This window comes from Pedococcus sp. NPDC057267, from assembly GCF_042668795.1.
Taxonomy (GTDB): Bacteria; Actinomycetota; Actinomycetes; order Actinomycetales; family Dermatophilaceae; genus Pedococcus.
Genome location: NZ_JBHUYG010000118.1, coordinates 1 through 11,917 on the forward strand (window position 1 = coordinate 1; position 11,917 = coordinate 11,917).

11 protein-coding genes and 2 pseudogenes are annotated in these 11,917 nt (G+C 74.0%); 9 read left to right on the top strand and 4 right to left on the bottom strand.

The genetic code is table 11. The features are described 5' to 3' along the window. Positions 1-42: 42 nt before the first annotated feature. Entirely contained in the window at positions 43-645 is a 603-nt protein-coding gene (locus ACFUC1_RS18445) for a YdeI family protein (RefSeq protein ID WP_379122414.1), read from the bottom strand. A 105-nt stretch (positions 646-750) separates the two neighbouring features. On the opposite strand from ACFUC1_RS18445, the gene ACFUC1_RS18450 reads away from it, so the two are divergent. Continuing rightward, positions 751-1,371, top strand: a complete 621-nt coding sequence (locus ACFUC1_RS18450) for a LysE family transporter (protein WP_379122416.1) — start codon at positions 751-753, stop codon at positions 1,369-1,371. A gap of 3 nt (positions 1,372-1,374) precedes the next feature. On the opposite strand, the gene map is transcribed toward ACFUC1_RS18450, so the two are convergent. Continuing rightward, the gene (gene map / locus ACFUC1_RS18455; protein WP_379122418.1) at positions 1,375-2,145 is read right to left on the bottom strand and encodes a type I methionyl aminopeptidase; all 771 of its coding nucleotides are present in this window, start codon (positions 2,143-2,145) and stop codon (positions 1,375-1,377) included. 101 nt (positions 2,146-2,246) lie between these two features. Then, positions 2,247-4,415 (bottom strand): glycogen debranching protein GlgX, encoded by a 2,169-nt coding sequence (glgX, locus tag ACFUC1_RS18460; protein WP_379122420.1) that lies wholly within the window; start codon positions 4,413-4,415, stop codon positions 2,247-2,249. Positions 4,416-4,450: 35 nt separating this feature from the next. On the opposite strand from glgX, the gene ACFUC1_RS18465 reads away from it, so the two are divergent. The 7 genes and pseudogenes from ACFUC1_RS18465 to ACFUC1_RS18495 form a co-directional block, all read left to right on the top strand. Then, positions 4,451-4,942: a hypothetical protein gene (locus tag ACFUC1_RS18465; protein WP_379122422.1), complete on the top strand. Its 492-nt coding sequence runs from the start codon at positions 4,451-4,453 to the stop codon at positions 4,940-4,942. Next, positions 4,939-5,718: an enoyl-CoA hydratase/isomerase family protein gene (locus tag ACFUC1_RS18470; RefSeq protein ID WP_379122424.1), complete on the top strand. Its 780-nt coding sequence runs from the start codon at positions 4,939-4,941 to the stop codon at positions 5,716-5,718. Before ACFUC1_RS18465 ends, ACFUC1_RS18470 begins: the two co-directional genes overlap by 4 nt. Beyond that, positions 5,718-6,686, top strand: a complete 969-nt coding sequence (locus tag ACFUC1_RS18475; protein ID WP_379122426.1) for a class I SAM-dependent methyltransferase — start codon at positions 5,718-5,720, stop codon at positions 6,684-6,686. Before ACFUC1_RS18470 ends, ACFUC1_RS18475 begins: the two co-directional genes overlap by 1 nt. 11 nt (positions 6,687-6,697) lie before the next feature. Beyond that, on the top strand, positions 6,698-7,351 hold the full coding sequence (locus ACFUC1_RS18480) for an acyltransferase (RefSeq protein ID WP_379122428.1): 654 nt from the start codon (positions 6,698-6,700) through the stop codon (positions 7,349-7,351). 103 nt (positions 7,352-7,454) lie between these two features. Next, a complete protein-coding gene (locus tag ACFUC1_RS18485) occupies positions 7,455-7,925 on the top strand; it encodes a DUF2231 domain-containing protein (RefSeq protein ID WP_379122430.1) in 471 nt (156 codons plus the stop codon). A 55-nt stretch (positions 7,926-7,980) separates the two neighbouring features. After that, entirely contained in the window at positions 7,981-8,661 is a 681-nt protein-coding gene (locus tag ACFUC1_RS18490; protein WP_379122432.1) for a response regulator transcription factor, read from the top strand. Positions 8,662-9,008: 347 nt separating this feature from the next. Further along, positions 9,009-9,812, top strand: a pseudogene (locus ACFUC1_RS18495) (sensor histidine kinase); the annotation flags it as partial. Between the two features lie 147 nt (positions 9,813-9,959). Here ACFUC1_RS18495 and ACFUC1_RS18500 read toward each other — a convergent pair. Beyond that, a pseudogene (locus tag ACFUC1_RS18500) lies at positions 9,960-11,468 on the bottom strand (1,4-alpha-glucan branching protein domain-containing protein); the annotation flags it as partial. A gap of 85 nt (positions 11,469-11,553) precedes the next feature. On the opposite strand from ACFUC1_RS18500, the gene ACFUC1_RS18505 reads away from it, so the two are divergent. Then, a partial coding sequence (locus ACFUC1_RS18505) for an aminoacyl-tRNA hydrolase (RefSeq protein ID WP_379122434.1) occupies positions 11,554-11,917 on the top strand: 364 nt, incomplete at its 3' end.

Consider the following 11,917-nt stretch of genomic DNA (forward strand, 5'->3'; position numbering starts at 1 on the left):
TGCGCGCCCTGCGCACGCGGCATACCGCTGTCCGGGGGCAGCTCAGGCCTGAGGCGGTCGCCTCGCCTGCGGCAGCGGCGTCTCGCCCCGGGCGAGCATCTCGACGAACCGGCGGATCCTGCGGGCCCGGGTGTCCGCGCGCCGGGCCTCCCCGACGTGGAAGACGACGGCGTGCCGGTTCGTGGGCGTCAGGACGTCCCAGGTCGCCCGCGCCGCAGGCGACGCCTCGAGGGCGGTTCGCAGGTCGTCCGGCACCTCCACCGCGGTGGCGCCGCCGTAGGCGCGGTGCCACCGGCCGTCCGCCCTGGCCCGCTCCACCTCCGCCAGGCCGGCAGGCTCCATGCGACCCTCGGCGAGCAGCCGCTCGACGGCGCCCACGTTGCGCGCGGACCACGGGCTGCGGGCTCGCCGGGGTGTGAACCGGACGAGGTGGGTCGCGTCGTCGCGCTTCCTCAGGCCACCGTCGACCCAGCCCTGGCACAGCGCCTCGTCGAGCGCCTCCCGGTAGACCAGCCGCGTCGGACCGGCGGCCCCCGGCCGGCACAGCACGAGCCACACCCCGCAGGGGGTCGTGCCGTGGTGGTCGGCGAGCCAGCCACGCCACGCGGCCGCGTCCGCGACCAGCAGCTCCGGGGGCTCGCCCATGGCACGATCCTCACCGTCGCAGGGCGGCGTCGTCCAGCGCGTGGTTGCGTCTCGGCACGCGTACCGACCCGAGGCGGGGACCGGGCCCCTCGTTAGGATCCCGCCGTGTCGTGGTCGGTGTGGTTCGCCCTCGTGGGGGCGGCGGTGCTCATCTCGCTCACCCCCGGGGCGGGCGCCATCAACACCATGACGAACTCGATCGGCGTGGGCTGGACCCGGTCGATCTGGGGCATCCTCGGCCAGCAGCTCGCCCTGCTCGTGCACATCGCCGTGGTGGCCGCGGGGGTGGGTGTGCTGGTGGCGGAGTCGCACGTGCTCTTCGAGGTGATCCGGTACGCCGGTGCCGCCTATCTGGTCTACCTGGGTATCCGCCAGCTGCTCGCCCGGCCGGAGGCGGTCGACCCGGAGGCGCCCGTGGTGGGCATGACCGCGTGGCAGATGTTCCGTCAGGGGGTGCTGGTCAACCTCACCAACCCCAAGGCCGTCGTGTTCTTCCTGGCGTTCACGCCCCAGTTCATCCGGCCGTCGCGGCCGGTGCTGCCGCAGTACGGCGTGCTCGCGGCGACCGTGGTGGTCGTCGACGTGCTGGTGATGTGGTTCGTCTTCGCGGTGGCCGCCCGCGGGCTGCGCCGGATGACGCGCACCCCGTCGGGGCAGCGCAGGCTCAACCGGATCTTCGGCGGCCTGTTCGTCGGCGTCGGCGTGCTGCTGGCCTCCGTCCACTGAGGCTCAGCGGGGCAGGGTCAGGACCTCGACGCCGTCGTCGGTGACGGCCACCGTGTGCTCGCTGTGCGCGGTGAGGCAACCCGTGGCGCTGCGCAGCGTCCACCCGTCGTCGTCGGTCACCAGCCGGTCCGTGTCGGCCATGACCCAGGGCTCGATCGCGAGCAGCAGGCCGGGTCGGAGGGTGTAGCCGCGGCCCGACCGGCCGGCGTTCGCCACGTGCGGGTCCTGGTGCATCGTCGACCCCACACCGTGCCCGCCGAACTGGGTGTTGACGCGGTACCCCGCGCCCGTGAGCACCTCGCCGATGGCGTGGGAGAGGTCGCCGACCCGGGCGCCCGGGCGCACCGTCGCGATGGCGGCGGACAGCGCCTGCTCGGTCGCGGCGATGAGGTCCAGCGCCCCGTCCGGGCGCCGGTCGCCGACGACGAAGCTGATCGCGGAGTCGGCGACCACGCCGCCCAGCGAGACTGTCAGGTCGAGGCTGAGCAGGTCGCCGTCGGCGAGGACGCGGTCGTGCGGCAGCCCGTGCAGGACCGCGTCGTTAACCGAGGTGCAGATGTGGTGGCCGAACGGTCCCCGCCCGAACGACGGCTCGTAGTCCACGTAGCAGGACAGCGCGCCGGCAGCCTCGATGCGCTCGCGCGCCCACCCGTCGACGTCGAGCAGGTTCGTCCCGACCGTGGTGCGGGCCCTGAGGTCCTGCAGGATGTCGGCCACGAGCGCGCCGGTCTCCCGGGCCCGCGCGACCTCGGACGGAGTCAGGATCTCGATCACGCTGCACCCTTTCACGACGAGGCGCGGTCCACGAGTCGCGGGGCACGTCCCGTCGGGACCCGCGTCGCCCGTGACGCCGGCGCGCCCGTCCCGCGGTGGGGCTAGGTCTCGTCCAGCGCCCGGTAGACCCGCATGCTGCTGCCGGTCACCTCGACCGGCCCGGGCGGCAGGGGCGGCCCCGGCTCCCCGGGGGCCTCGTCGGCCGAGTCCCAGAGCAGCTCGTATGCCGTGAGGCCGGGTGGGGAGGGCAGCGTCACCTTGCCGTCCGCCGCCTCGCCGTGCAGGACGACGAGCAGCGAGCGCTGCCCCAACCACGCCCCGCCGAGGTACATCGACAGCGTGCGGGTGCCGGGGTCCTCCCATCGGCTGCTGTCCATGGGGAGGCCGTCGACGTCGAACCACGCCAGGTCGGTGGACCGGTCCTCGTTGACCTCACGTCCCGTGAAGAAGGTGCGCTGGCGCAGCACGGGGTGCTCGGCGCGCAGCCGGGTGAGGAACCCCGTCGTGCGCAGCAGGTCGCGCTGCCACGGCTGGAGCTGCCAGTCGACCCACGAGATCTCGTTGTCCTGGCAGTAGGGGTTGTTGTTGCCGCCCTGCGTACGACCGAGCTCGTCGCCGGCCCCCAGCATCGGCACACCCGTCGCCAGCAGGGTCGTGGCGAGCAGGTTGCGCATCGAGCGCCGCCGCACCACCTCGACGGCGGACAGCTCCGCGGTGGCCGCGCCGGACTCGGCATACCCCTCGATGCCGTGGTTCCACGAGCGGTTGCCGTCGCTGCCGTCGCGGTTCCCCTCTCCGTTGGGGCCGTTGTGCTTGGCGTTGTAGCGGGTCAGGTCGGCGACGGTGAAGCCGTCGTGCGCGGCGACGTAGTTGACGGAGGCGACGGGGCCGCGGTCGCGCGCGCCGAACAGGTCCTGGGAGCCGGCCAGGCGGGTCCCCAGCTCGCGCACCCCGTGGCCGGCGTCGTGCCCGGAGGCCTGGCCGCCGACGTCCTGCAGCCAGAAGGTGCGGACCGTGTCGCGGAAGCGGTCGTTCCACTCCGAGAACGGTGGCGGGAACTGGCCGGTGCGCCAGCCGTGGATCCCCACGTCCCACGGCTCGGCGATGAGCTTGACCCGGGACAGGACCGGGTCGGTGCGCAGTGCCACGAGGAAGGGGTGGTCGGGGTCGTAGTCGTCGGTGCGCCCGCGACCGAGCGCGACCGCGAGGTCGAACCGGAAGCCGTCCACGTGGCACTCCTGCACCCAGTACCGCAGCGAGTCCAGCACCATCCTGCAGACCATGGCGTGCCGCAGGTCGAGGGTGTTCCCGCAGCCGGTGACGTCGATGTCCTGCCCGCGCTCGTCGAGCCGGTAGTAGGCGCGGTTGTCCAGCCCGCGCCACGACAGCGAGGCACCGGTGCGGGAGGACTGCTCGGCGGTGTGGTTGTAGACGACGTCGAGGATCACCTCGATGCCCTCGGCGTGCAGCAGCCGCACCATGCCCTTGAACTCGTCGAGGGCGCCCTGCGGGTCGGCGGTGGAGGCGTACGCGGCGTGCGGCGCGAAGAAGCCCAGGGTGTTGTAGCCCCAGTGGTTGACCAGCCCGCGGCGGGCGACGTCGGGCTCGGTGGTGAACGCCTGCACGGGGAGCAGCTCCACGGCGGTGACGCCCACCTCCTTGAGGTGGGCGACGACGGACGGGTGGCACAGGCCGGCATACGTGCCGCGCAGGTGCTCCGGGACCTCGGGGTGCAGCCGGGTCATCGACTTCACGTGCGCCTCGTAGACGACGGAGTCGGCGAGGGGCACGTGCGGGGGCCGGTCGCCGCCCCAGTCGAAGCGGTCCTCGACCACGACGCACCGCGGCACGGCGCCTGCGCTGTCGAGCCGGGAGCGGATGACGTCGTCGCCGCGCAGGAGGTCGTCGACCTGGTGGCCGAACACCCTCGGGTCCCACGTCACGTCGCCCTCGACCGCACGGGCGTAGGGGTCGAGCAGCAGCTTCGCCGGGTTGTAGCGCAGGCCCTCGGCGGGCCGCCACGGGCCGTCGGCGCGCAGGGCGTAGCGCTGCCCGGGGCCGACTCCCGGGAGGAAGCCGAACCAGATGCCGTGGGTGCGCTGGGTCAGCGGGATCCGGCGCTCGGTGCTGCCGTCGGTGTCGCCCTCGTCGAAGAGGCACACCTCCACGGACTCGGCGTGACCGGCGTAGACGGCGAAGTCCGCGCCACCGTCGAGGAGGGTCATCCCGAGGGTGGGAGGAAGGTCACGCGTGAGCGTGGCAGGCGCCATGGCCCTCAGCCTAGGCACTGGTTACGGTTGACCCCATGAGCGACCCGACCGCCCTGCCCAACTTCCCCCCGCCGCCGGGAGAGCATCCCCTGCGCGGCCGGGTGCTGGACGCCCTCATCGACCTGGGGGTCGCGCCGAACGTCGACGGTGACGGTGACGTCGCCTTCACCGTGCAGGAGCAGCAGCTGTTCGTGCGCTGCACCGAGGGCGACTTCCAGATCATGCGCGTGTTCGGGCAGTGGGCGATCAGCGACGCGGTCCCCTCGGACCCGCTGACCCGGCTGGCCACCTGCAACGAGATCACCCTGCAGATGAACAGCGTCAAGTGCGGTCTCGCCAACGACACCCTCGTCGTGACCAGCGAGCACATCGTCGACCAGAACAGCGACGTCGCGGCCCTGGTCAACATCGCCATCCAGCTCGTCCTGACCGGCGTGCAGCTGTGGCACGAGCGGATCATGGGCGGCGAGGGCGGAGCAGGCGGCCCCGGGTCCGGCCAGCCCGCACCGGACGGCGACCCCGCATGAGCGACCTCGTCTCGCTCGAGGTCGACGGCGGCCTCGCGACCATCCGCCTCGCCCGCCCGCCGATGAACGCCCTCAACGCCGAGGTGGCCGACGCCCTCATGGGCCTGGCCCGCGAGGTCACCGAGCGCTCCGACGTCTACGGCGTCGTCGTCTGGGGTGGCGAGAAGGTCTTCGCCGCCGGGGCCGACGTCAAGGAGATGGCGCAGAAGTCCTACGCCGACATGGCCGAGTACTCCCACCGCCTCCAGGACTTCGCCCGCTCGATCGCCCGCATCCCCAAGCCGACGGTCGCCGCGATCACCGGCTACGCCCTCGGCGGTGGGCTCGAGCTCGCGCTCGCGTGCGACTTCCGGGTCGCCGCGCGCAACGCCAAGGTCGGCCAGCCCGAGATCCTGCTCGGCGTGATCCCGGGCGCCGGCGGCACCCAGCGCCTGGCGCGCCTCGTGGGGCCGGCGAAGGCCAAGGACCTCGTGTTCTCCGGCCGCTTCGTCAGCGCCGACGAGGCCCTGTCGATCGGGCTCGTCGACGAGGTCGTCGAGGCCGAGGACGTGTATGCCGCGGCCCGTGCCCGCCTCGAGCCGTACGTCGGAGGGCCGAGCGTGGCGATCCGCGCGGCCAAGGAGGCCATCGACCGCGGCCTCGAGGTCGACCTCGAGACCGGGCTGGAGATCGAGCGGATGCTCTTCCACAGCCTGTTCGCCACGCGCGACCGCGAGATCGGCATGACCTCGTTCGTCGAGAACGGTCCGGGCAAGGCCACCTTCGAGGGCCGGTAGTGACCGTCCCCGCCGACCCCTCGCCGGTCGTCGACGCGACCGCCGAGATGGTGGCCGCGGCCTACGAGGACAACAAGCTCGCCCAGGTGCTCTACCACGACTGGGAGGCGCAGACCTACGACGACAAGTGGTCGATCTCCTTCGACGAGCGCTGTGTCGAGTACGCCCGGGACCGCTTCGAGGCGATCGTCGGCGACGTCCCCGAGCCGCTGCCGTACGCCACGGCGCTCGAGCTCGGGGCGGGCACCGGCTTCTTCTCCCTCAACCTCAAGCAGGCCGGGGTCCTCGACGACGTGCACGTCACCGACCTGTCGCCCGGCATGGTCGAGGCGGCCAGGGCGAATGCCGAGGCGCTGGGCTTCACGGTGCAGGGTCGCGTGGCCGACGCCGAGCGGATCCCGTACGACGACAACACCTTCGACGTCGTCGTGGGTCATGCGGTCATCCACCACATCCCCGACGTCGAGGCCGCGTTCCGCGAGATGCTCCGGGTGCTCAAGCCGGGTGGCCGGTTCGTCGTCGCGGGGGAGCCCACCACCATCGGCGACTGGTACGCCCGCCGGCTGGGGCAGCTGACGTGGAAGGCCACGACGGCCGTCACGCACCTGCCGCCCCTGCGCGGAAGGTGGGCCAAGGACCGCGAGGCGCTGGACGAGTCCTCCCGCGCCGCAGCCCTCGAGGCCGTCGTCGACCTGCACACCTTCGACCCGGGCGACCTCGCCGCCATGGCGCGGCGCGCCGGTGCCGTCGACGTGCGCACGCGCACCGAGGAGCTGACCGCCGCCTTCCTGGGCTGGCCCATCCGCACGTTCGAGGCCGCGGTCAAGCCCGGCGTGCTCGGCTGGGGCTGGGCGATGTTCGCGTACGGCTCGTGGAAGAGGCTGTCGGCCGTGGACCGCGTCCTGGCGCGTGCGGTCCCGGACCGGTTCTTCTACAACGTCGGCATCACCGGCGTGAAGCCGTCCTGACCGACCCGACCATGTCCGAGGCCGCGAACGCCGACATGTCGCCCGTCGAGCACGGCGAGGGCGCACCGTGGGGCCTGCCCCGACCGGTCGCCTGGCTGCGCTGGGTGGGCTGGGCGCTGCGGCACCGCGCGTTCACCCGGCACCACCTGGTGTCCTACCTGCGGATGGCGCGGGCCAGCGCGCGGTACCCGTCGCTGCGCTTCGAGGGGCCGTGCTTCATCGGCCCGGACGTGCGCTTCGAGGTGCGCGAGGGGTACGCCAGGCTCGTCGTGGGCGCGTACACCCACGTCGGCGCCCACGCCCGGATCCGGGCCCACGAGGGCACGCTGCGCATCGGCGAGAAGTCCGTCATCGGCATCCGCAACACCATCAACTGCTGGCTCGACATCTCCATCGGGCGCGCCTGCCTGTTCGGCGACGACGTGTACGTCTGCGACTTCGACCACGTCACCGACCGGGTGGACGTGCCGATCAAGGACCAGGGGATCGTGAAGTCCCCGGTGCGCATCGGCGACGACGTCTGGCTGGGCACGAAGGTGGTCGTCACCCGGGGCACCCTCATCGGCGACCACAGCGTGGTCGCCGCCTCCGCGGTGGCCCGGGGGACGTACCCCGAGCGTTCGGTCGTGGCCGGCATACCCGGCCGGGTGGTCAAGAAACGGTAGGGGAGAGTCAGGGAAGGACAGCCCACCCTGTGGTTTGAAACGGCCTTGAGAAACGGCTGGAACGGTCGGGATCGACCTTGTCCGCACCCCCAAGGAGCTCCCCGTGCCACCCACGATCTTCGGCCTGCCGACCCACCCCCTCGTCGTGCACGCGGTCGTCGTCCTCGTTCCGCTCGCCTGCCTGCTCGGCCTGGCCTCCGCCGCCTCTCCGCGGTTCCGGCACTGGGCCCGGTGGGCGACGCCGGCCACCGCGCTCGTCGCCCTGGCCCTCGTGCCCGTGGCCACCGACAGCGGTGAGGGACTGGAGTCCCGGGTCGGCCACAACGCCCTGATCGAGCAGCACTCCGAGCTCGCGGACAGCCTCCTGCCGCTCATGGCGGTGCTCGCGCTCTTCGTGGTCGTGCTGTCCGTGCTGCACCGCCGGGGCACGCGTGGTGTCGCGACGATCGCCGTGGCCGCCCTCGTCGGCCTGGCCTCCGTCGCCACCCTCGTCCAGGTCGTGCGCATCGGGCACAGCGGCGCGAATGCCGTGTGGCACGGCACGCCGGCGGCCCGCGCCGGTGGTGGTGACTAGGGCTGAACCAGTTCCCCACAGCGGGGCCGCGGGCCGGGCTGACATAGTGGGAACCGTGCAGGACGACCCGACCGCCCGACCCGGGCTGCTGCTGCTCGAGGACGACGCCGACCTGGCCGGCATGCTGACCGAGGTGCTCACCACCGAGGGGTGGGACGTCACCGCGGTCCGCACGCTGCAGTCGGCCCTGCACTCGGCGCTCACCCACTCGTACGACCTCATGCTCGTCGACCGGCGGGTGCCCGACGGCGACGGCGTCGAGCTCATCGGCCGCCTGCGCAGCCGGGGGCTGACCACCCCGGCGCTCGTGCTCACGGCGCACGGCACGGTCCGGGACCGGGTCGAGGGCCTGGACCGGGGCGCGGACGACTACCTGGTCAAGCCGTTCGAGGTCAACGAGCTGCTCGCCCGCGTGCGGGCACTGATGCGCCGCCACCTCGACGCCGCGCCCACGGTGCCCTTCGGCACCGGCTCCCTCGACATCGAGGGCCAGCGGGCCACCCGGCCGGACGGCACCGTCGTCGAGCTCACGCCGGGCGAGACCGCGCTGCTGGCCCAGCTCGGGCGACGGCCCTCGCGCGTCTTCAGCCGCGAGGAGCTGCGCGACGTCATCTCGCCCGGGTCCAACAGCGCATCGCTGATCGACACGTTCGTCTACTCCGTCCGGCGCAAGCTCGGCGCCGAGTCCGTCCGGACGGTGCGCAGCGTGGGGTACCGCGCCGGCCAGTTCCAGTGACCACCGAGGGGGCCGACCGGGTTCGCGCCCGGCGGCTCATCTCGCTCCAGGCCCTCGGCGGGGCCCTCGCCGGGGTGGCCGTCGCAGGCCTGGTCGTGCTCGGCGTCGTGCTGGTGGGCCAGCGGCGGGACCAGGTGACCCAGCTCCGCGACCTGGTGGCCACCGCCCCGACCGAGGGCCTCCCGGCCGGGACGTGGGTCGTGAAGGTGGACGCATCGGGGGCCCGCACCGCCTCGACGGGCGCCCCCGAGGAGGCCCTGGAGGCGCCGGAGCAGGTCGAGGCCGCGCGACGGGACGCCAAGGCCCAGGTGGCCGAGCTGCAGACGGGGGACGGCGAGTTCCAGACGATGACGCGAGCCCGGGGTGGGGTCGTCGTCCAGGCGGGTATCGACCTCGGGCCGTACGACGGGGAACGGCACCGGCTGCTGGTCGGCCTGCTGCTGGCAGCGGTCGGCGCCGCCGCGGTCGCGTCCTGGCTGGGCACGCGGCTGGCGCGCCGGGCGGTCGGCATCTGGGAGCAGGCCCTGACCCGCCAGCGCCGGTTCGTCGCCGACGCCAGCCACGAGCTGCGCACCCCGCTGGCCCGCATCGCGCTGCGCGCCGACCTCGTGCAGCGCCGCCTCGCGACCGACCGGGCCCGGTCCGCGGACGTGGAGCAGGAGGAGTGGTCGCGACTCGCCTCCGACGTCGCCCTGCTGCGCCGCGAGGCCACCGGTCTGGCCGACGTGGTCGAGGACCTGCTGGCGGCCGCCGACCTCGACGAGTCGCCCGAGGCCGGCGAGCTGGTGGACCTCGCCGCCGTCGCCCGCGACGTGGCCTCCCGCAACGAGGTCCTCGCCGAGCAGCGTCAGCGGACGCTCCGGCTGGAGGTGGAGGAGGTGCCGCCCGTCCGTGGGGCCCAGCCTGCGCTGCGCCGGGCCGTCGACGCCCTCGTCGACAACGCGCTGCGGCACGCCGAGAGCGTGGTGGTGCTCGGTGTGCGGACGGCCGAGGGCTGGGCAGGTGGCACCGCGGGCGGGGCCCCGGTGGTCGTCGTGACGGTCGACGACGACGGTCCCGGGTTCGCGGCCGGGGACACCGACCGCGTGTTCGAGCGGTTCGTGCGCGACACGAGCAGCAGCGAGCACGGCTTCGGCATCGGCCTGTCGCTCGTGCGCGACGTCGTGCTGCGCCACCAGGGCACCGTCACCGCCCAGGCCGCGCCCGGGGGGGAGGGCGCGTCGAGGTGCGCCTGCCGGTCGCCCAGGCCTGAGGCGCGGGTCCCGAGGCCGCCAGCCGGCCAGGTGGGTGCGGGCGTCGAGGGCGGGGAACGCGCCGTCCCGGGAGGCCAGTCGTGCCGCCTCCGCACGGGCCTCGTCACGGCGGCCGTCCTCCACGAGCTGGGCGAGCCCGTGGAAGTCGCGCCGGTGTCCCTCGGCCCTGCGGCGCGCGTAGTCGACCGACTGCCCGCGCGTGACCAGGAAGGCCCAGTCGCTGGACAGGGCGTGGAACAGCGTCGTGAGGAGCTGGTCGAGGTCGGGACGGCGCACGCCCAGGCGCCCGGCGTCCCGCTCGCGCGCGGTGAGGTCGAGCCAGCGGCGCTGCAGCCACTCGTTCTCGTGGGCGATGTCGCGCACCTGCCGCCCGGCCCACACGGAGAAGTCCTTGCCCGCACCCCAGGACCCCGGGCCCAGGTCGAGCTCGCCGGCGACCAGACCGGCGTCGAGGGCCCCGGACACGGTGGTGACGTGCACCCCCGCCTCCCGCAGCGCGCGGACCGCGGCGCCGAGGAACACCGGCCCCTCGTGCCACCAGTGCCCGAACAGCTCGGTGTCGTATGCCGCGACCACCAGTCCGGGTGCGCCGGTCGCCTCGGCCACCGACTGCAGGCGACACCGCACGGCGTCGACAAAGTGCTCGACGTCGCGGGCCACCTGCGCCCTTGCCGCCCCCGGGTCGTACGCCTGCTTCGACCCGATCCCGACGTCCGGCGCGGTGATCGCCCACAGCCTGGTGCCGGTGAGCTCCTCCCGGGCGTGGAAGTCGCGGTACGGCGCCGCTGCCGGGTAGCCGGTGCGCGAGGACCACACCAGGTTGGTGACGTCGAGGTCGCGCGGGACGGCCACGAGGTCGGTGCCCCGCACCCGCCACGCCCCGTGCGGGTGACCGCCCGCGTCCCGGACGGTCTGCTCGTCGACGAGGAAGTGCCGCACCCCGGCCGAGGCAAGCTCGCCGGCCAGGTGCGGTGCCCAGGCGCACTCCGGCAGCCAGATCCCGACGGGGCGCTCGCCGAGGCGCCAGAGCGCGTCGTCGAGCCCTGCGCGCAGCGCGGTGGCGACGAACTCGGGCTGGAGCAGGGGGAGGATCGGGTGGGCGGCCGGACCCCCGAGCAGCTCGACCACCCCGTCGTCCCTCAGGCCGCGCAGCACGGGTGACCCGCCCGCCGGCCAGCGCGACTCGAGCAGCTCAGCGCAGCGACTGGCGGCGGCATACTCCCGCTGCGCGGCGTCGCGACGGGAGGCGTCCCGGTCGAAGCCGAGCTCGCGCGCCCGCTGCTCCCACAGCCCGACCCACGTCGTGGTCTCGGCCCGCATCCGCGGGTGGTCGAGCTGGGCCGCCAGGACCGGTGTCACGCCCAGGGTCAGGACGTCTCGATGTCCTTGTGCGGCAAGGGAGTCCAGCTCCGCGACGAGCGGGACGTAGGACTCGGCCCAGGCCTGGAAGAGCCACTCCTCGCCGAGCGGCCAGACGCCGTGCCCCGGTAGCCACGGGAGGTGCGAGTGCAGCACGAGGCAGAAGGCACCCGGCACGGCCGACGTCATGACCATCCAGTGTGCCGCACCGTCGTCGCGCGCCTGCGCGGTCCCGGCGTCGTGCGAGGTCAGGCGGCGCGGCGTGTGGTGGAGTGGGTCCGTGAGCACCGCGCCGGCCAGCCGACCCCAGCCGGGGGCCGCCCTGACGGTCCCGCCGGGACCGGGGCTGCCGCACGGCCTGCGGATCGACGCGGGCGAGCTCGTCGAGCGGTTCTCCCGCGCCTCCGGCCCCGGCGGGCAGGGCGTCAACACGACGGACAGCCGCGTCGAGCTCGAGTTCGACCCGACCACGTCCGCCGCGGTCGCCGCCCTGCCCGAGCCGGTCCGTGGGCGCATGCTGGCCCGGCTGGCGCCCCACCTCGTCGGTGGGCGCCTGCTGGTCGTCGCCTCCGAGCACCGGGCGCAGCGCCGCAACCGGGTGGCCGCCCGCCAGCGGCTCGTCACGCTGCTGCGCGATGCGGCGC